We start from the raw sequence: 22,224 nt of genomic DNA, 5'->3' as shown, positions 1-22,224 counted from the left end.
AAATCCCCAACAAGCAGCACCTACACTGTTTGTTGGGGATAATTTATATCAGGAGTTATCTTTTACTTATTTATTGTCAGCTTATCCACCTCTTTCCCCTCCATGTCCAGTATCCTGATGTTTAATTCTTTTACGCCTGCTTCCGCTTTCAATACCGTATTATTGGAGTTTACAATAACCGGAAAACGAACACCGTCTTTCGGTTCATTCCGCATATACCGGTGAAGGTGGCCACAAAGCATGAGATCGACACCGGCATTATTGAGTAAGGGGATAAACTTTTCGGCAACTTCCTGCTCACCATGCCAACCACCGAACGGAGGCATATGGCAAACTACGACTTTAAACGGTGCTTCTTTATACTCCTTGCTTTCAAGTACCTTCTTCAACCATTCCGCCTGTTCCGTACGATACTGGTCATAGACTGTTATGCCGGCATATTCAAGATCCGAATCCGGTTTATCTTCGCCACTGTCCAGGATAACAAAGCAGACAGGTCCCTGGCGGAACATATAATAGATATGCTCCTGTTTCGGAGAGAAATAGTCCTGGAATGCGGTAGCAAAGGAACCGCGGGTTTCATGGTTTCCACGGGTATAGTACATCGGTATCTCGGAGGCGAAAAGCTCGGTTGCCTTATCCATAAAGCCTTCGAATATTTCCTTTTCATTGTTGAAAATAGAGACCATATCGCCATTGAACAGAAACATATCGGTCTTTTTCAGATCGCAATGGGAAACCAGTTTTTCCAGCACATCACTTTTTCCGTGGATATCGTTGACCATGGCAAAGTTCACGGATTGCCTGCCATGATCGCTGGTCAGGAACGTCAGCGGTTGCTTGCCGTAAACAGACGTTGCCGCCACATTCCCGTAAATCACCCGCCAGCCAACATGGCTTAACACTTCCTGCGAATACACCCGGTAGCGATAACGTGTGCCGGGCTTTAACCCTGTCAGATGCACAGAATGGACGGTAGAGGTCAGCTTGATGCCATTCTTCGCATTAAAGAACTTCGGACGTTCCGTCTGATAATAATGAGTTCCGTCATCAGGAGCCAGTTCCACCCAGCCGATCGAAGGCTTGTTTGCAGTCCATACAACAGTGACTTCATTTTCTCCCAGATTTTGCAGATAAGGGGCATGCGTTATCTTTATATCATCCTGGGCATAAGCAGAAAAAGTGATTAATACAGACAAAATAAACAGCAAACTGATTTTATTCATGGTATATCTTTTTAAGTTGTTAACGATCTCCTACAAAGATACATTCTTCATTTATTCCGGCAAACCCTACCGGGATTAAATCCCGTTATCTACAGGAAAGAAACACACCTTCACAGACACGCCTCTCCTTTTATGACTGATTAAACTATACCAAAAGAATTTGGTCCATTTCTTATCAGATATGAACTATCCTGTCCCCGTGCTTGACACGGGGCCGCAGAAGAACAGGCAGTATCAAAAGATACATATAGGATACGGTTTGTGCTTTTGCGATCCCGTGTCGAGCACGGGAACGGGATAGTTCAAATATTTCTATATTGAAACATCCTTTTGCTGCGGTTGCCTTGTTTACTATTGATGATTTACTTTTTGGGATATAAAAGCCAAGTCCTATCCGGAGAACATACTATTGGATACAAAGCGTCAGGAGAGTTCCTGGAAGTTAAAGGATTGTCAAAATGATATTTTATGTATGTGCTGAAGGAATTGTACGGGCAAAGGGAAATGTCGATCTGTTTTTATAGAAATCTCGCCGACTTACCTTTGTTCGCTTTGACCTGATTGTTGCAATATTCATATCACAAAAAATGTATATTATCTATGATTGTTACCCATATACCACATCTATTCATAATTTATTAACATATTGCTATTTTACACACACATCAAAAAGCGGTTGCTCTGGAAATAAAAACTGTCTAAAAACATATGATTTTCTTTTTTAAAAGCACTAATTGAGGTGTTTTTCTTCTCTAAACGAATAAAAACTCCACTACAATAGAAATTTATCTCAGTTTAAACGAAATTGAAACCCGTTTAAACTAAAATTTTCTTGGGTTTAAACGAGATAAAAAATCGATATCAGATATCTGTTATGTTAATAAATGTATGCTTCCCTTTTCTAGAATGAACAAATAAAAAATAAGTCTGTTTCCTCCAAAGGCCATTTACACTCATAATATTCATATATCATTCATTTTTATATCATTTTGATTTTGCCGTCTGTTTGGTTACAGGAAGTGAAGTTTCCATACGACTCTGATTTGCATCGACCGTTTCACTGATATCATGTTCACTATTATCGGTTGAAAGAGAAACTATTTTTCGCAATGACATACGTTTACTGGTAATTCTGGATCAGGTGAAAATACTGGATTCCACGCATCGCCAGCGCCTGACCTTTGATGTGTTTTTTCTGTGGTACAAATATTACCAGGCAACTCTTTCCGATATTTATTATGAGAGATAAACCGGATTTATTTTCTACCAACCCTTTCGACATACGAAAAAAGAAGTAATCTGGAGCCGGAAGTAATCGAAAAGATTGCCAAAGCATTAGATATACCCGAAGAAGCAATTACGGAACTAGGCGAAGCCACTTCCATTAATATCTTTTCCGGCACCTGGCAAGATAATGCTAATTGCCAGAATTATAATCCTACATTTACCCCCTTAGAAAAAGTCGTTGAATTATACGAACGTTTATTGAAAGCGGAGCAGGAGAAGGTGGCCATGTTACAGGAAGTGCTAAAGGACAAAAAGTAAAACAGTGAACATCAAATGTTACAAATAAAAGAGAGGGAGGCATGTAATAAACACCTCCCTCTCTTTTATTTATTTACAACAGATGAAACTTACTGCCCGCTCCACGGATTCTGATCTGATTCGGAGATCGCATCATTATTCAGGATTTCCATTTGCGGGATTTGGCAGAAGAAACGGTAATCGTTCGACTCCAGCGTCCCTATCGGTTGCGGATCGAGCGCATTATATCCGTTCAGATACTGCATGCCCCATACGTAATGTCCGGCAGGATTGGTAGTTGATTCACCGATACGAACCAATCTCTTTTGCAGGCGCACCAGGTCATAAAAACCGGCTTGTCCTTCACAGATCAACTCTTTACGGCGTTCCACATAGATGTCTTCCAGCAAAGCTTCGCCTCCGGCATTGGTTGTCGGGGTAGCATTACGCGCCACCTGCAAACGGTTCAGCAGATTCAAGGCCTCACCGGAGTTACCTTTTTGAGCGGCAGCCTCCGCCATGATCAGTAGCATCTCAGCTCCGCGCATCAGGCAGACTTCCGGACGGGTGGCGCTTTGAATAACGCTTCCGCCGTCTTCACCATAATGCTTGTATTTGTCGAAAGCCCATTTTGTATTGATTTCCGTATTCGCATTGTTCGTACGTTTCCAGAACTGGTAACGGTCTTCTTTTTCTTCAAATAGTTTCACAAACTGCTCATCCACGAAGTAGTCAAGGAACGAGTAGATAGGACCATCGGCATAACCCTCGCCGTAGCTGGCATCCTGGTTATACCAGAAATTGAACTGCGTACTACCGCCCAGGTTATTATCGGCGGTATATTTCATGGCCCATACCACTTCCGCATAATTGCCGGAGATCATATCGTCGAAACCGGAACGGTATTGTTCGCGGGTCATCAACTGGCTGTGCTGGTCGTAGACGATCTTGGCTTCGTTGTAAGCGCCGTCCCAGTTCTGCATCACCAGGTAAACACGGGCCAGGATTCCCGAACATATTTTGGAGTTAATCAGCCACATATCGTCCGGATTATAATCGGCAAGCAATGTTTTAGCCGTCGTCAGGTCGGACACAATCTGGGTATAGACTTCCTCTACGGTAGAAAAACCTTTATGGGATTCGTCATCGGAAGAGGTACGCAGGATCACCCCACGCTTGCTTTTGGCTATCACATAGGTCTGTTGGTAATTCTGGATCAGATGGAAATACTGGATTCCACGCATCGCCAACGCCTGGCCTTTGATATGTTTTTTCTGTGTTTCATCACCGGCGGCGGCATCCACATTGGTCAGGATGATATTGGCACGGTTGATCACATTATAGCACATCGACCAGATTTTTGAGGCATTTCCGTCAGCCTGTGTTTTTGAGTTGGAATACTGGTATGCTGTTACCTGATCGCCTCCCATATTAGTATGGCTGATCACGTCGGCACCACTCGCATCAACATACATCTGGAATCCGGGAAGACCGGCATACACACGGTCTCCTTTATCAGTATTAAAATACAGCTGCTTATAGGCTGAAGTCAATACTTTTTCCAACTGGGAGACATTCCCCAGTACATCTTCATCGTTTACTTTCACGTAGGAGCTGGTTGTCAGGTCGTCGTTACATCCGGTCAGGGCCATACCAGCAAAAACCAGGGACAGGAAGGATATATTTATAAATCGTTTCATAAATATCATTTTTTACGTTTACAATGTGATTTGAATACCGACCATATACAGTCTTCTCGAACCCTGAATACCGTTATCGGTTTCAGCATTACCGTTATAACTATTACCCATTATACCTGTTTCGGGGTCTGTGTAGCGTTTTTTGGCAGGACCGAAAGTCAACAGGTTATTACCGGTTACATAAACACGCAGGTTTTCTACCAGGGCCTTGCGGGTAAGGCTCTTAGGCAGCGTATAGCCTAATGTCAGGTTTCTCAGACGCCAGTAGTGGTTGTCGAATACGAAGTTATCTGCATATTTTACCGTCGCGCCATACTGGTTGTACGACCAACGTGGGATAAGCACATCCGCATCGCCCGGCTGACGCCATCTGTCCTCAACCAACTCCTGTATCACACCGACGCCCGGACGGTTCATGATACGTTCTTTATATGTATAGTCCGATATTTTGGAACCATAAGAATAATAGAACATGAACGACAGGTCGATCCCTTTGAACTGGAAGTTATTGGTGATAGCACCGAACACTTTGGGAATCGCGGAGCCACAGTACACAAAATCGTCTGTCGTTACTTCTTCCTGCTTTTCCGTACGTTTCCAACCGCCGTTACCATCGCGGATCAACCAGCCGGGTACTCCGGTTTCCGGATTAACACCGTCGTACTGGGGAGCGATAAATTCATACAGAGACTTGCCTTCCTCCATCTTGTAGGTACAGGCGGTACCAGAATAAGTGTAAGGACCTGTAGGCAAATAAGTCACCTCATTTTTCAGCGTACTCATGTTGGCATCGATATCCCATCTGAAATCTTTCGTTGTAAGGATATTCGCATTCAATGTGATTTCAATCCCGCTATTACGCAGGTCACCGATATTCATATTATACCCGGATGCACTACCAACCTGGGCAGAGAGAGGCAGTTCCTTATAATACAACAAGTCATGGGAAGTACGGGAATAATATTCCACTGTACCGCTAAGTCGGTTGAATACGGAAAAATCTAAACCGATATTCCATTGCTGATTACTTTCCCACTTCAAGTCCGGTGTCGGATAGGTAGATGGTTTTAAACCGGATTTCAGATACAGGTCATCACTTTCATAAGTACCCTGGTATCCGTAAAGGACTTCATCCCCTGCCTTACCATTCGATTCACGCACGATCAGCTTATCATTACCGGTCGTACCGTAACTACCACGCAACGAAAGGTTATCAATCCATTTCAGGTCTTCCATAAAACCTTCTTTCGATATTCGCCATGAACCGCCTGTCGACCAGAATGTGCCCCAGCGATGATCGGAGCTGAAACGGGAAGAACCATCCTCACGAAGCGAAGCGGACAAGTAATACTTATTCAAGAAGTTATAATCGACTTTACCGAAGAACGAAAGCAGAGAGTATTTATCACGTCCGCCGGAAACACCGAAGTTCTTGGTAGTATTCGATAATTCATATTTACCCAGTTCCATGATACCTTCACCCCAACCTTGTTCGTAGTGGGAGTCCCAGGTATACCACTCATGTCCGACCAGACCTGAAATCGTATGGTCACCAATCATCCATTCACCAGACAATACATTATTCCAGGTGGTGGAACGTTTATTGAAATTATAACGGCTGGCATAACCACCGTCTGCCAGTATAGAAATACCATAAGGTGCAGTCTGTCCGCTGCCATGTACGGCGGAAGTATATTGCATGGTACGATACCAGTAATCGTCAATATTCAAAGCCGAACGGAATTTCAGGTTGAAAGGAAGAGTAAACTCTGTATTTACCTGGGCAGACAGGATATGCCCCATATTGTTATCGAAACTGTCATCGTTCGGATTATCCCAATAATCACCCGAGTTATTCAGGATATGGGCACCAAAGAAGTTATTGGTATATTTACCGTAACTGTACATCCGTTCCCCTGTTTTTTCAGAAACGACCCAACCGGTATTATCTTCATTACGTAACCAGGGTGAAGACAAAGTCGTCGTAAAGTTAGCCGCACGGCTGGCACCACCGGAAAGGTTCTGGCGATGACGCGAATAAGAAAGGCTACCGGCCACTTTCCACCAATCGAACAACTCTGTACTCAGGTTGGTACGGAAAGAATAACGTTTATAATACTGCCGGTTACCATATCCCTGGTCGTCCAGATAACCGCCGGAGAAGAAATAGGCTGTTTTTCCACCATTGGCCTGACCACTTATATCCACACTATAATCCTGGCGCAGTTTACGGGAGAAGATAGCTTTGTAGACATCCCAATCATCTTCATCCCAGACATATTCCAGATTAGGATTCATGTAAGGATTCCCATTGCCGTCATGCAATACGTAATTTTCATTGATATGTCTGAACGGAGTGACATAAATCAGATTACCATTCGAATCTTTTGTAGCCTTTACCTGTTTGGTCAATGCCTGTGACGAAGCATAATCGCCCGCCTGTTGCATATTCATGCCGTCATAAAGAAGGGCATCATAATACAAGGCATACCAGGTATTTTCCAGCTGCTGGTACGGATCGGCTTTTTTCGGATTCTTGACAGCATTATCCGAAGTACCCCAACCTCCGCGGAAGTTAATACGCGGTTTTTCTGATTTACCCCGCTTGGTTGTAATCATTACGACGCCGTTTGCTGCACGCGAACCGTAAAGCGAAGTGGCCGCCGCATCCTTCAGCACCGTCATCGATTCTATGTCCGTAGGATTGATCTGATTCAGTTTTCCATCGTAAGGCATCCCGTCCACAATATATAACGGATCGGCCTTTCCGGACATGGAAGCAATACCACGGATCTCCACACGGGCATCAGCTCCGGGGTTACCCTGTACATTCACAACATTCACACCGGCACTCATCCCCTGCAATGCTTCCGCAAAGCCGGAGCCCATGATCTTTTCGAGTTTTTCAGCTTTTACAACGGAGGCCGATCCGGTGAAGGTTGATTTCTTAGCCGTTCCATAGGCTACGACAACGACTTCATCCAGGTCCTGTGTCGCATCACTTAATTTTACATTTAAAATAGATTGCCCGTTCCAAGTGATCTCCTGAGTGGCCAGGCCGACAAAGGAAATAACAATAACCGCTCCCCGCCGAACATTATCCAGCGTAAACTTTCCATCGATATCGGTTATCGTACCGATAGTGGTTCCTTTCACTACAACAGAAGCTCCGGCGACAGGTCCCATCTGGTCCTCTACCAGGCCGGTTACCTTATTACCCTGTTGTACTACCATCGTTTCCGGACCTGTAGGATTGGCTGCAATCGCACCTGCCGCACCTAATAATACAGAAATCATTAGTGATCTAATTAGTTTTGAGTTGGTCCACATAGCTAAATTCAAGTCTTTAATTAAATAAAATTAATCACAATAGCGTTCATTTCATTAGAGGTTACACTTTTCTAAGATAAAAGTGACTGGCATACATTTCAATAAAATAAAGTTAACTAAAACAAAGATATACTGATCATTACACACAACATCCTTCTATATTTCCACTCTACAAACTACAGTATCTCCATCAGCAAATATAACTTATCATTATTTAATACAAGCATAATTATGTATATTTATTGCTCTAATAAATATATTTTAACCACCATTTAATTGATTTTTTTATCTAAAATCCACATTCAAACAATGACATACATATTGGGATGAAAAATCAATAACAGTTGCAATCAAAAACATTTTTTAACCATTAACGCATTACATAAACCATAAAAAAACGGCAACCCGAAAAGCCGGATTGCCGTTTTTATATCACAAAATGTTTAACTATTAATGTATCACCATTTATTAGTTGTTTTCAGGACGAAGTTTACGAACAACAGCACCTGCACGCCACATTTCACTTTCGCGAAGAGCAGCCAGTTCTTTTTCCAGACCTTCACGATAGTCAGGCTTGCTGTTTGTGTCGATAGAACGCTGTGCTTCGTTACCGCAGGCAACTTCGCTATACAACTTCTGGAACACCGGTTTTGTAGCATCGTGGAACGGGCCCATCCAGTCCAAAGCACCACGCTGTGCAGTTGTTGAACAGTTTGCATACATCCAGTCCATACCGTTTTCTGCGAACAACGGCATCAATGACTGAGTCAGTTCTTCTACTGTTTCATTGAATGCTTCAGAAGGTTCGTGACCGTTTTCACGCAAAGTTTCGTACTGAGCCAACAGTAATCCCTGGATAGCTCCCATCAAAGTACCACGTTCGCCGGTCAGGTCAGAATAAACTTCTTTCTTGAATGTTGTTTCAAACAAGTAACCAGAACCAACACCGATACCCAGTGCAATCACGCGATCCCATGCTTTGCCTGTTGCATCCTGGAAGATTGCGTAGCTTGAGTTCAGACCACGACCCTGCAAGAACATACGGCGCAGTGAAGTACCTGAACCTTTCGGAGCAACCAGGATTACGTCTACATCAGCAGGAGGGATGATGTTTGTACGTTCTTTGTAAGTGATACCGAATCCGTGAGAGAAATACAAAGCCTTACCCGGAGTCAGGTATTTTTTGATGCGCGGCCAAACTTCAATCTGAGCAGCATCTGAAAGCAGATACTGGATGATAGTTGCTTTTTCGCATGCTTCTTCGATATCGAACAGTGTTTCGCCCGGTACCCAACCGTCAGCAACGGCCTTTTCCCAGGTCTTACCACCTTTACGTTGTCCTACAATTACGTTAAAACCGTTGTCGCGCAGGTTCAGGCTCTGGCCAGGACCTTGTACGCCGTAACCTATTACAGCGATTGTTTCGTCTTTCAATACTTCTCTTGCCTTTTCCAACGGAAATTCTTCGCGGGTTACTACGTTTTCGTCAACGCCGCCAAAATTCATTACTGCCATTTTCTTTTTACTATTAAAATGTATATAAAATAATTTGTTTTTCAGATCCAGGTAACGGCAGCGCGGCTGATGGCTTTGCCGTCGTTACAGATTGCCATATTATATTTACCGGGGGATACTTCCTGGTTATGGAGAGTCAGCTCCATCCCATACTTTCCTTCGGACTGATAAGCTATTTCGAAACGGCTTATCTCTTTTTCTCGGAACAGGCTGATATCGAACAAGTCGAGCAGGTGTTCCATGTATTTGATACTGTTCAGGTGGCCGTTTACGTCCAGGTCACTGTACTTCACACGGTAAGGTTCGCCGGAAGTGTTGTTTTCCACCGGAGCAATTTTACCCGGTTTTTCAATCGGACAGGGACGGTCGGTGATATAAGCACTCAGGCCCTCCACATCGAGCAAGGTCGGGCGGCGGGTTTCCATATCGATAGCCGCCCAGATAGAGCGGGCAAAGCCAAAGGTCTTGCCTTCGCCGTTCACCAGTTCAAAGCAACGGCTGGTAAACAACTTACCGACCTCATCCACCCAGGTATATAAAGTTACAGATTCAGACATAGCAGGATAAGAAGTCATCTCGATAGCCAGACGGGAAAGAACCCAGGCGGTATGCCTTTCGGTCATATCGTTATATCCGAATCCACGGTCGGCGGCATGGCAAGAAGCAGCATGCAACAAATAAGTTCCGATCATAGGGATTGTAATACGTCCCCGGAAGTCCATCAGATAAGACTCTGTTACGAAATGAAATTCTCCTACTTTGTTCTTCTCCATAATTTACTTTATTTACAAAATGTTTCCTTATTATTCTCAGACATGTTTTTCCTGCAACTTCTTTTCCATTGCAGATAACATGTCGCTCAGACGTTCTACCTTACTCTTCGTTATAGCAACGCGTCCGGAACGGATAAATTGCAGGACACCGATCGTCTCACTCAATTCTTTAAACAAAGCCTGTGTCTCATCATAATGACCACTCTTTTCCAACACCACACAATCCTCATTCATTTCAAGGATACGGGCATTGTACTTACGGATCAGATCCTCAACCGTCCCCATCTTGATAAAGAGTTCGGTACTCAGTTTATAAAGAGCGATTTCCTGGTAAACCAGATCTTCATCCGTATTATAATAGGCTTTCAGGATATCCACACGCTTGTCGATCTGTTTTACGACCTTGTCGATCGTATCCTCGTCGGCAAAGGTAGTAATTGTAAACTTATGTATTCCCTTTATAGCAGAGGGAGAAACAGAAAGCGTCTCAATGTTCAGTTGCCGGCGCGTAAAGATAACAGTTATCTGATTCAGAAGACCAACAGTGTTTTCCGAAAAGATAATAACGGTATATAATTGTTTTGTATTCATAGTTTCTCCTCCTTACTTATCACCCAAAATCATGTTTGTCACGCTTCCTCCGGCCGGAACCATCGGATATACCATACCACAAGTTTCCACATTGGCAACCAACATATAGGCACCATCGTGATTCAACATTTCAGCAATCGCCTCATCCAAGTCTTCCCGTTTATCTACCGCACGGGAAGCAATACCAAAAGCCTTGGCTATCGCTACAAAATCCGGATTCTTCATGATGGTATTCGAATACCGTTCGTTGAAGAACAGCTCCTGCCACTGGCGTACCATTCCCAGGAAATTGTTGTTAAGAACGATGATCTTTACATTCAGATTTTCCTGCATGATAGTTCCCAACTCCTGGATAGTCATCTGGATACCACCGTCGCCGGTAAAGAAACAGACCGTACGGTCAGGCGCTCCCAGCTTCGCTCCAATGGCGGCGGGAAGGCCAAAGCCCATCGTTCCCAAACCTCCTGAAGTAACTACGCTGCGTGTTTGTTTATATTTGAAATAGCGAACACCCATCATCTGGTTCTGACCTACATCCGTAACCAGAATCGCATCATTATCGGTTGCTTCGGAAACCTTACGGACTACTTCGCCCATTTTTAGTTGGCCTTCGGTAGGATAGAGTTCTTTTTCTATTACCTTATTATATTCCTCTTTTTCATCCGGTTCGAATTCAGCATTCCATTCCGGACGCTTCCGTTCTTCCAGTAAAGCCGTAATCATCGGAATCGTATGTTTGGCATTTCCCAGCACTTTCACGTCGACCGGCACATTCTTTCCGATCTCCGAATTGTCGATATCCAGGTGGATAATCTTTGCCTGCTTGGCATAAGTCTTCAGGTCGCCGGTTACACGGTCATCGAAACGCATACCGATAGCAATCAGCACGTCACATTCGTTAGTCTTGCGGTTCGGTCCGACATTTCCATGCATCCCCAACATACCTTTATTTAATGGGAAGTCCGAAGGTAATGCAGACAAGCCCAATACGGTAGAACCGGCTGGTATATCGTTTTTCAACAAGAATTCTTTCAGTTCTTCTTCAGCTCCTCCCAGGATAACCCCCTGCCCTACCAGACAGAATGGCTTTTTGGCATTATTTATCAATGAAGCAGCCGCCTCGATACGTTCCTCCCTGATATCCGGTTCAGGTTGGTAACTACGAACATAATCCACTTTCTGATACTCATAATCTACCAAACCCACCTGTGCATCTTTCGCCAAATCCAGTACCACAGGTCCCGGGCGACCGGTCGATGCGATATAGAAAGCACGGGAAACGGCCCACGCAATTTCTTCCGGGCGGCGTATCTGGTAAGCCCATTTGGTAATCGGTTGTGTGATACCGATCACATCAACTTCCTGGAAAGCATCTGTTCCAAGCAGCGGAGACGGAACCTGGCCGGCAATCACCACCATCGGTGTACTGTCCATCAGCGCATCGGCAATACCAGTGATGGTATTGGTTGCCCCGGGACCCGAAGTAACCACCGTTACTCCCACTTTTCCGGAAACACGGGCATATCCCTGTGCAGCATGTGTTGCACCTTGTTCGTGGCGCACCAGAATATGTTTTAACTGATCTCTGTAATCGTATAAACTATCGTAAATTGGTATCGCCTGCCCACCCGGATAACCGAAGATAGTATCTACTCCTTCAGCGATCAGCGCTTTCAGCAAAGCTTCCGAACCGGTTATCTTTTGTTTGTCCATCTCTAAAATATAGTATTTGGTGTTTATTAATCTTCTACTATTCGTACACCGCCCTTATCGGCCGAAGCAACCATCTTTGCATATGCTTTCAGTGCTTTCGATACCGTACGTTGGCGGAAAGGAGGTGTAAAGGCTTTTGTTCCGCGGGCTTCTTCCGCTTCACGGCGTTTGGCCAGTTCTTCGTCTGTCACCTTTACATGTATGGTTCTTTCGGGAATATTAATTTCGATAATATCGCCGTCTTTCACTAAGCCAATCGCTCCGCCGGCAGCCGCTTCGGGAGAAATATGTCCGATTGACAAACCTGATGTTCCACCGCTGAAGCGTCCGTCTGTGATTAGCGCACATTCTTTACCCAGGTGTTTACTCTTTATATAAGAGGTAGGATACAACATTTCCTGCATACCCGGACCACCCTTAGGACCTTCATAGGTGATAACGACGACATCGCCGGAGACGACTTGATCTTTCAGGATACCTTCGCAAGCGGCATCCTGCGAATCGAATACTTTGGCAGGACCGGCAAAACGGAAGATACTTTCGTCTACCCCGGCTGTTTTAACCACACAACCGTCCTGTGCAATATTTCCATACAGAACAGCCAGACCACCGTCTTTCACATAAGCATGTTCCACATCGCGGATACATCCGGTTGCACGGTCGGTATCCAGTTCTTTATAATAACTTTCCTGCGATCCGAGCACCAGATTGAAACGGTGGGCCGGAGCACTTTTATAAATATTGATTGCTTCTTCCGTTACATTTACAGAGGTAATGCAGTATTGGTCGATAGCCTCATTCAAAGTCAGACCATCCGCACGTTTCACGGAACCGTCCACCAGACCGGCTTTTACCAGCTCATTCATAATACCGATGATACCTCCGGCACGGTTCACATCTTCCACGTGATAAGAACAACTCGGAGCCACTTTACAGATAACCGGTGTTTTGCGTGAAAGCATATCGATGTCTTTCATTGTAAAATCGACTTCCGCTTCATGAGCCACGGCCAACAGGTGAAGGACTGTATTCGTCGATCCCCCCATGGCAATATCCAGCGACATAGCATTCAGAAAGGCCTGCCGGGTGGCAATACTGCGAGGCAATACGGAATCATCGCCGTCACGATAATATTTAAAGGCATTATCAACAATCATCTTCGCCGCTTTTTTGAACAAGCGAGTACGGTTGGCATGTGTTGCAACAACTGTTCCGTTGCCGGGAAGAGCCAATCCAATCGCTTCGTTCAGACAGTTCATAGAGTTAGCCGTGAACATACCAGAACAGCAACCGCAGGTCGGGCAAGCGGAACGTTCCACCTTTTCTACTTGTTCATCGCTGATAGAATCGTCAGCCGCTTCAATCATGGCGTCGATCAAATCGAGTGCACGTCCGTCCAGATTACCGGCTTCCATCGGACCGCCGGATACAAAGATTGTCGGAATATTCAGACGCATACTGGCCATCAGCATACCCGGAGTAATCTTGTCGCAGTTACTGATACAAACCATTGCATCAGCCTTATGCGCATTCACCATATATTCCACACTGTCAGCAATGATGTCGCGGGAAGGCAGAGAATAAAGCATTCCGTCGTGTCCCATAGCAATACCGTCATCAATAGCGATCGTATTAAATTCTGCGGCAAAGCAACCGAGCTTTTCGATTTCCGCTTTTACCTGCTGTCCGATCTCGTGTAGATGCACATGGCCCGGTACAAACTGGGTAAATGAATTCACAATGGCAATGATCGGTTTACCGAACTGTTCTTCTTTCATGCCGTTGGCACGCCATAATGCACGGGCACCGGCCATACGTCTGCCTTCTGTGCTATAGGAGCTTCTTAACGGATTCTTCATCATATCTGTTTTTATCTTTTAGTCAATAAAAAAGCCCTTCTCTATATGGAGAAAGGCTTAAGAAATATCTTTTACAACTTCACAACTTCTTACACACCTTTCTCCTTACCTACTAATGACTAGAAGGACCACCACGAGAATAATATGTAATACATTGTTCATCATCTTTTCTTATCGTCTTTATTTTGTTTGACGCTGCAAATGTAGAATAATAATTTGTACGAGCAAAGGATTTAAAAGAAAAATCTTACTTTTTCTTTCATTTATCAAGAAAAGAGGGCGGTTCATCTTGCATTTTAACAGATAACCAACCCTCAATCAATTGAATTCTTATTTCTGAGCCTCCATTCGCTTCATATTCGATAATTTCCGGTCATTCTCCTTTACTGATACGATTGTTCAGTTCTTTCAACAAAGCATACGATTTCGGAGAAATCGTTCCATCCTGATAAATCCGGACATTAATCATCGGAAGATTTTTTCGTTTGTTAGATTCTTTCACTACCTGCGTCAATTCGTCAATGGAAAGAACAGGATCACCGATAATGGAATCTTTATAAATGTGCGTCCAGTCACCCGGCTCCAATGTTCCGGAGAAAGTTGCCTGTAAGCCATCCTGAGGGCCACCGTGAAACAATCCGTCCCCATCCAACGGAAGAGAAGGATCGTTAACACCAGCACTGGCCAAAGACAAACCCAGTTCGCCTGCATAATAATCCTGAAAGTCCGTCAGTTTCGGCAATATCCAGGAATTAAAACAAATCGCCAACTCCTTATTTCCACTTTTGGCGGCTTTAGCAATCTTTTCAAACGAAGCGCCGTTAGGATAATAACCGATACCGTCATCCATCCACAAACCGGCCAGACGATTTCCATACCGCTGGCTAATCTCTCCCACTATCTTTTCCACATTTGTAAACAAATCTCCTGCATTATCCCGTGTATAATGCTGCTTGTCCCACCATTCTTTATCTCCATGACCGACATGGTAATACAGAATCAGACGAATGCCGTATTTACCCAACGCATCAGATAAATCAGCCACTAAATCTCTCTTTGTGGTACGCCCCGGCAAAATAGAATCGATTGCCTGTATCGGAGCCGGGAAATAATATTCCGCCCACGACGTTGTAAAAAATATCAACTTCCCGCCACATTCGTAAACAGTTCGTGCAAAGCGGTCCACATCAAAGTTATTGACCGCATCCTCATAGGCTAACGGCTCTCCTGACTGAGGCATACTCTTTGAATTCCAGTGGAAGAAAAAGCCATAAGGCAAATCCGCCATCCAGGATGTATTACTGCGAAGTGATGTAGCTTCCGCCCGCAACCGCTCATAAGTCTCCGGCCGGGTGACTTCCAACGAGTACAGATACACATTAAAATCATCCTGCTTACCGGGTTTGCCAATCTTTAAAGATAAAACGGAAGTCCCCTTATTAAAATGTAAAGGACGGGGGAACCGGCAACGCTGCCATCCGGTTGTATTTATCCGGCAAATAACACTGTCCGTTCCATTGGATAATACCAACTCCGTTTCTTCCCCATCTCCCATCCGGTTGACAGAAACGATCATTTCAGCCATGTAGTCTTCACCGTCCGTATTGACTTTCCAGGATATTGACTGCTCGGGAGTTTTCCAGTTCTCCGCCCAGAATGCTTTATAAGGTTCTTCCGGATAAAGTTGTTTCACACCATTATTCAGTTCTCCACGAAAAGGAATCAACCGGTTTATGTTCGCCGAATCCAGGTTTAATGCCGTCGGATCAACCGGATTACTGCAAGCAGCCAGGCACATAACAAACAAAGACAAAAAATAAATAAATTGCTTTTTCATTCGTATTTTACGGATATAGGAAGGGCCAATCCAATAATAACTCAGACCGGCCCTTCATGTATTCTACATTAATTATCTGTAATCCGGATTCTGAGGTATGTTATTATTCAGAATTTCGGTATCAGGAATCAACCAAGTATTGTTGTAAGCACCGATAGGGACATTCAATCTGCTGCCACGCGCTTTCTGTACCTTATCGAATGTCTGGGTACGTTTCAAATCGTACCAGGCAAAACCCTCTTCATACAATTCATGCTGACGTTCCAGCAGAACGGCTTCACGGAACTGATCCTGAGAAAGTCCGCTCAAGTCAGGCACGTTTGTCGGGTCGTTCTGGTCAACACGGGCACGTTTACGGATAGCATTGATATATTGATAAGCACCGGCCGGTCCGTTTATCTCATTTTCAGCTTCGGCGGCAATCAGATACATTTCAGCCAAACGAATCAATTGAGTCTGCCAGGTCAAAATATTGGTATTAGATGCTGGCAACTCCTGTTCCAGATACTCTTCATTGATATACTTATTATAATATGTACGCGCGATGACTTTATTTCCTTTCGCATTTACATACTCAGGTTTAATTCCCCATTCTTTACGCATGTCACCTTTATCGAAGCTGGCGATAAAAGCATCTGTCGGAAGATACAAGGCTGTCTGGCTGCCAATCGGTGAAGATTCATTATGCATACCGCTATAACTATCGGGAGCGGAGAACAACTGAGCCCAGATAGTTTCAGCCGTATAACGTTCCGTCTTAAAGACTTTATCGAAGGTAGGCATCAAAGAATACTGACCGCTGTTGATTACTTCAAGCGCTTTCTCTTTGGCTTTCGCATAATTTTCTTTCTGATTCATCGGGAAACCGGCAGAAGTCAGATAGATACGTGCCATAATCGCTTTTACGACCCATTTATTTACACGTCCCATATCCTGCGCTTCTTCCGGAAGTTTTTGTTCCGCATCCAGAATATCGTCAAAAATAAACTGATAGATATCAGCCTGCGGCGTACGGTCTATTGCCACGTCGGCATCACTGGTCACGACTTTATCCCGCAAAGGGACATCTCCAAAGAACTGGACCAATGTAAAATAAGACCAGGCACGCAAACATTTCGCCTCACCGATAATACGATTCTTGGTTTCGGCTGTAAAATCCTTATCTTCTATCGACTCCAATATCATATTTGCATTCTTTATCGTACTGTATGGTCCGGACCAGGCATTTCTAAAGGCATAAAAACCATATCCCGGATTATTTGCCCAGATATCCCCGACCTGTTCAGCCGATTCAGGCTTATCATTATAGTCGGCAAAAACTTCCGTCAGATTCAGATTTTGTCCCTGAGGATATAACCCTTTCAAAGCTCCGTCAAAATCTTCCACCGTTTGATAGAAGGAGGAAGGAGAAATAAACGTTTTCGGGTCTTCTTCCAGCCAATCGGAGCAAGAAGCAGACAGAATAACCGGTACAGCCAGCAATATATTTTTAATCAGTGTTTTCATTCTTTTCATACGTATTAAAATTTAACCTGTAAACCCAAAGTAAATGATTTCGCAGACGGGTAAACCCCTCTGTCCCATCCGTTCACGGCAGAAGACGTCCAGGATGCTTCCGGGTCATAATGAGAATAGCTTGTAATCGTAATCAGATTCTGTCCGCTCAGATAAACCGAGATATTAGGTTTACGGGAACCTGCGAACCATTGAGACGGCAACGTATAAGCCAGTTTGATATCTTTGAATCGCAGATACGAACCGTTTTCCACCCAAACCGAACTCGGGTCACCGAAGGCCAGATAATCCTTGGTCGCAACAGAAGCACGTGCATATTTGGCATTCGGATTTTCAGGAGTCCAATGGTTTTCCCAAACATCTTTGCGGATATTCCATGTGCCACCGATATTAGTGATACTTTTATTAAATTCATTAACGATATCACCACCAACACTACCTATTAACAGGAATGATAACTCGAAGTTATTCCAATTGATAATATTCGTCAGACCGAAAGTAAACTTAGGCTGCGTATTTGCAATAATCGTTTTATCACCTGTTGTAATACCAGCTTTCCCGTCCGTGTCTTTATACCGGTAATCACCTGCTTTCTTGGTTGCTTCGCCATTCAAACGAGCTTCTTCATCCGTCTGATAAATACCTTCTATTTCGTAGCCATACAATTGGAACGGAGCTTTACCGACAAACAGAGGGAACCAGTTTCCGCCACCGATAGGAGCATCTATCCGCTGAATCTTATTTCCATACACATCCGAACCCAAATCTTTCACGATTGATCTATTGGATGTAATATTCAAATTAGTCGTCCAGTTCACTTTTCCTTTCATATTGATTGTATTGATAGATATTTCAAAACCTTTATTATCAATACGTCCTAAGTTTCTCAGCATAGAAGAATATCCGGAAGACGGGGGAAGAGTCGCATTATACAGCAAATCACGCGTTTGTTTCCAATAATAGTCAAAACCGATATTCAGGCGGTTGGAAAAGAATCCAAAGTCGACACCTATATCCGTTTGTGTAGTTGTTTCCCATTTCAAGTCGTCGTTTGCCATGGAGGATAAACCGAAACCAATATCTTTTCCATCACCGAAAATAGGACCGGAAGTTCCCAGACGGGCGAAAGTCTGATACGGGCTAATAGATTGATTACCGGTCTGTCCGATACTGGCACGCAGTTTCAGATTGCTCAGCCAATCAATATCTTGCATAAAATTCTCTTCCGACAAACGCCAGGCCAATGCGGCGGAAGGGAAGAAAGCGAATTTATGGTTCTTACTGAATTTAGACGAACCGTCATATCGTGCGGTGACAGTCAACAGATATCTTTCCATCAGGTTATAATTGGCACGTCCCAGGAAAGAAGCCATCCGGTAATCGCTGTAACCGGAAGACGGAGTTCCGGGTGTAGAGGCTACTCCCAAATTATTCGTTTCATAGACATCGCGCAGAAATCCTGTACCTGAGCCGCCCAAATCATTATACTGATAGGTCTGGAAAGTAACACCACCCATCAGGTTCAATGCATGATTCTTATTGAACCGCTTGTCGTAGGTCAAAATATTCTCATTAATAATAGTATAATAATTAGATTTTGACTTAGACGCATCACCATCCAATTTACCTCCGGCAGACAAACCAATCGGAATGTACCGGTCGGAACTACCCGCATTGACTTCAGCACCGGCATTCACCCGGAAAGTCAATCCGTCGATAATCTCATAGATAAGCGACATATTCGCCAGTAAGCGGGAATTAACGGTTTTATTCTTATACAATTCAGCCATACCGACAGGGTTTGTTCCTCCCCAGGGAGTTCCCGAGAAATTGGTGTACTTGCCATCGGCATCTCTGATTTCCTGTATCGGAGCCATGACCATTGCCGTATAAGCAATCGCTCCCCAGCCATCCGCATTACTGTTCGCTGTATTCTGAGTTCCGTATGAATAAGCGATACTGGCATTCAACGACAAATTTCTCGCCAGCTTCTGGTCGCCATTGACACGCAATGCAAAACGGTTATAATCAGAACCTTTGATAATACCTTCCTGGTTCATATAGTTCAGAGAGGAGTACAACTTCGTTTTATCCGTACCGCCCGAGACAGACACCTGATGACTATGCGTCAAGGCAGTCTGATAAGCCAGGTCCTGCCAGTCATTGTTCGGCAGCAGAGCTGCTTGCTCCGGTGTGATGGCAATACCGTTCCCGTCATTCTGGGAAACTTCATTTACCATGGCGATATAATCATCTTTTCCCAGTAAATCCAGTTTCTTTCTTAAAGAAGAAACACCGACATATCCATTATATTCAAGGACCGTATCGCCGGTACGTCCTCTTTTCGTCGTAATCATAACGACACCGTTCGCACCACGTGAACCGTAGATAGCCGTAGAAGATGCATCTTTCAATACTTCCATCGACAGAATGTCTTCCGGGTTAATATCCGAATTCATCTTTTCTACCGGCATACCGTCAATGACATAAAGCGGTTCGTTACCACCTGCCAGGGAGTTACTTCCACGGACACGAATCATCATCGATTCACCCGGCTGACCAGTTCTGGCATTAACCTGCACACCGGCTATTTGTCCCTGCAACGCACGGTCGGCACTGGTTATACCCACCTGGCTCACGTCCTTCATCTGCACGGAACCAACAGCTCCCGTCAAGTCGCTCTTCTTTACCGTACCATAACCGATAACCACAACCTCATCCAAGGCTTCGGAATCCTCGCGAAGTGAAACATTAACGACATCTCCGCTTCCGACCTTTACTTCCTGGGTGTTGTAACCGATATAAGATATCTGCAACACACCACCTTCCGGGACTTCCAGACTATACCGTCCGTTCATATCCGTAACTGTTCCGTTCGTTGTTCCCTTTACGACTACATTCGCACCAATAACGGGTTCACCGGTTTCATCCTTCACAACTCCTGATATATTTTTCGTTGAAGAAACAGTCCGGGCTTGCTTGTTGATTATAATATGTCCGTTACTGAACGTTATCGAACAACCGGAACCTTCCAGCAACTGTTCCATAACCTCTTTCACATTACTGTTCTTTGGTAACTTTGTCAGGACGCGAGAATCGTTTACTTCCTGCGTGTTATAATCGACAAACAGTTTGGTCTGTTGCTCGATTTGTTTGAAGGCTGTCTTCAGTGTTACATTGCTTCCGGTCAGGCGCACTTGTTGATGTTGCGCATAAGAAAATAAACTGATGGAAGATAAAGCTGTAATAAACAACAGCCTGGATACACTTTTTCCGTTATTTATACGTATTAGATTAGTTAATTTCATATATTTGTACATTTGAAAATTGAATATTAATAAAACCATGACGATTTACTCGTCAATCCAAAGATGTTCAAGATTCGATTTCGAATTCCGGAAAGAGGGATTTTCGCACTTTCTGTCTTTCCGGTTTTCTTTTGTTCATATTTGTTTACTCCTATATTTTAGTTTATAAATACCACCTTTCCTTTTATTTTATAATGTATACCAATCAGTTGTTGCAGAATGTTCAGCACATCTTCCAGCTTTTCATCCGGCGAGAATTTGACATTATAATATTCTCCCGCAAACTTTTGGGAATTATAATGAATCGTCACATTGAACTTACGTTCCAAAGAGGCCATCAGACGGCTGAAAGATGTATTTTCAAATATCAGATAGCCGTTTCTTTCCATATTATATAAGGAAGCGTCGATAGAATGGACCATCACGGTATGTTCTGAATGCGAATAAACCAACTGTTGGTCAGGCTTTAGCACAGTCGGCTGAATGTCTTCATTCCTAACAGATACCAGTACACTTCCTTCCTCCAATGTTGCCATGGAACAGGAGTCGCCCGGATAAGCCTCCACGGTAAAGACAGTACCCAACGCCTGGACATCAAGGTAAGTCGTCTTCACAATAAAGGGTTGCTCCGGATTCTTACGGACAGAGAAGGATGCTTGCCCGGTCAGGTAAACCGTTCGTGTATCAGTATCGGTAAAATCTTTCGGATAAACCAACAGCGTACCGGCATCTACCCACACCTTCGAACCGTCAGGCAATACCACCTGCTCACTTTCTCCGTAAGGGACGAATACCTGTGCCATTTCCACATGACGGACCGGTTTAAAACGGTCGGTTGCCCAATAGGTCGTTCCGGCAGTCATCATCATCAAGACAATAACGGCCGCATATTTCAACCACTGGCGATAGAATGGCACCGAACGTTCACGAACGGGGAGCACGGAAAGATGCCTTTGCAAAGCCTTCCAATCACTATGGGTAGAATCCGTCACCTCCGGCTGAGATTTCTTCCACAAATCCTGCAACATTTCTTCTTTCTCAGCTTTTGCATCGTCCGCCCTCAACCAACGTCCAAACAAGATACGTCCATATCGGGAAAAGTGCTTTCCGAAGTAGAGCTGCATGAGTTGTTTTATCTTGTTGTTCTCTTCCATAAAATATCCGTCTTTATATGGATGTAGGTTTATCACAACAATACACACAATCTAAAATCAACTTTTTTTGAAAATAGTTTGATTCCGGTACTAACGGGTGCTATCGTTGAATGTGTTTCATACTAATGAAACAGTTGTTTCTATATAATGGAACACTTGTTTCATTAAGATGAAACACT

The 22,224-nt window shown here is 44.1% G+C and carries 12 protein-coding genes and 1 pseudogene; 1 reads left to right on the top strand and 12 read right to left on the bottom strand.

Going from position 1 to position 22,224, the window contains the following annotated elements; all coding sequences use genetic code 11:
• Positions 1-62: 62 nt before the first annotated feature.
• Entirely contained in the window at positions 63-1,226 is a 1,164-nt protein-coding gene (locus DWW91_RS04920; protein ID WP_122327125.1) for a metallophosphoesterase family protein, read from the bottom strand.
• 1,269 nt (positions 1,227-2,495) lie between these two features.
• Here DWW91_RS04920 and DWW91_RS28355 point away from each other — a divergent pair.
• Positions 2,496-2,771, top strand: a pseudogene (locus DWW91_RS28355) (XRE family transcriptional regulator); the annotation flags it as partial.
• Positions 2,772-2,860: 89 nt separating this feature from the next.
• Here DWW91_RS28355 and DWW91_RS04910 read toward each other — a convergent pair.
• The 11 genes from DWW91_RS04910 to DWW91_RS04860 form a co-directional block, all read right to left on the bottom strand.
• Positions 2,861-4,450, bottom strand: a complete 1,590-nt coding sequence (locus DWW91_RS04910; protein WP_122327124.1) for a RagB/SusD family nutrient uptake outer membrane protein — start codon at positions 4,448-4,450, stop codon at positions 2,861-2,863.
• Between the two features lie 18 nt (positions 4,451-4,468).
• On the bottom strand, positions 4,469-7,747 hold the full coding sequence (locus tag DWW91_RS04905; protein ID WP_010802214.1) for a TonB-dependent receptor: 3,279 nt from the start codon (positions 7,745-7,747) through the stop codon (positions 4,469-4,471).
• Between the two features lie 501 nt (positions 7,748-8,248).
• The gene (gene ilvC, locus DWW91_RS04900; RefSeq protein WP_007654491.1) at positions 8,249-9,295 is read right to left on the bottom strand and encodes a ketol-acid reductoisomerase; all 1,047 of its coding nucleotides are present in this window, start codon (positions 9,293-9,295) and stop codon (positions 8,249-8,251) included.
• Between the two features lie 41 nt (positions 9,296-9,336).
• A complete protein-coding gene (locus tag DWW91_RS04895; RefSeq protein ID WP_046145218.1) occupies positions 9,337-10,068 on the bottom strand; it encodes an acyl-[acyl-carrier-protein] thioesterase in 732 nt (243 codons plus the stop codon).
• A 36-nt stretch (positions 10,069-10,104) separates the two neighbouring features.
• Positions 10,105-10,659: an acetolactate synthase small subunit gene (gene ilvN, locus DWW91_RS04890; protein ID WP_010802211.1), complete on the bottom strand. Its 555-nt coding sequence runs from the start codon at positions 10,657-10,659 to the stop codon at positions 10,105-10,107.
• Between the two features lie 12 nt (positions 10,660-10,671).
• Entirely contained in the window at positions 10,672-12,372 is a 1,701-nt protein-coding gene (gene ilvB, locus DWW91_RS04885) for a biosynthetic-type acetolactate synthase large subunit (protein WP_010802210.1), read from the bottom strand.
• Between the two features lie 26 nt (positions 12,373-12,398).
• The gene (gene ilvD, locus DWW91_RS04880) at positions 12,399-14,231 is read right to left on the bottom strand and encodes a dihydroxy-acid dehydratase (RefSeq protein ID WP_007654497.1); all 1,833 of its coding nucleotides are present in this window, start codon (positions 14,229-14,231) and stop codon (positions 12,399-12,401) included.
• A 373-nt stretch (positions 14,232-14,604) separates the two neighbouring features.
• On the bottom strand, positions 14,605-16,068 hold the full coding sequence (locus DWW91_RS04875; RefSeq protein WP_122327123.1) for an alpha-L-fucosidase: 1,464 nt from the start codon (positions 16,066-16,068) through the stop codon (positions 14,605-14,607).
• Between the two features lie 72 nt (positions 16,069-16,140).
• The gene (locus DWW91_RS04870; RefSeq protein ID WP_010802205.1) at positions 16,141-17,583 is read right to left on the bottom strand and encodes a RagB/SusD family nutrient uptake outer membrane protein; all 1,443 of its coding nucleotides are present in this window, start codon (positions 17,581-17,583) and stop codon (positions 16,141-16,143) included.
• 5 nt (positions 17,584-17,588) lie between these two features.
• Positions 17,589-20,891 carry a TonB-dependent receptor gene (locus DWW91_RS04865; protein ID WP_233584413.1) on the bottom strand — a complete coding sequence of 1,101 codons (3,303 nt, stop codon included), beginning with the start codon at positions 20,889-20,891 and terminating at the stop codon, positions 17,589-17,591.
• A 158-nt stretch (positions 20,892-21,049) separates the two neighbouring features.
• The gene (locus DWW91_RS04860; protein ID WP_122327232.1) at positions 21,050-22,045 is read right to left on the bottom strand and encodes a FecR family protein; all 996 of its coding nucleotides are present in this window, start codon (positions 22,043-22,045) and stop codon (positions 21,050-21,052) included.
• Positions 22,046-22,224 lie beyond the last annotated feature (179 nt).

It is taken from the genome of Parabacteroides sp. AF17-3 (genome assembly GCF_003635445.1).
GTDB lineage: Bacteria > Bacteroidota > Bacteroidia > Bacteroidales > Tannerellaceae > Parabacteroides > Parabacteroides goldsteinii.
The sequence above is the reverse complement of the archived record's forward strand: the minus strand, read 5'-3'. Positions and strand labels throughout refer to the sequence as shown.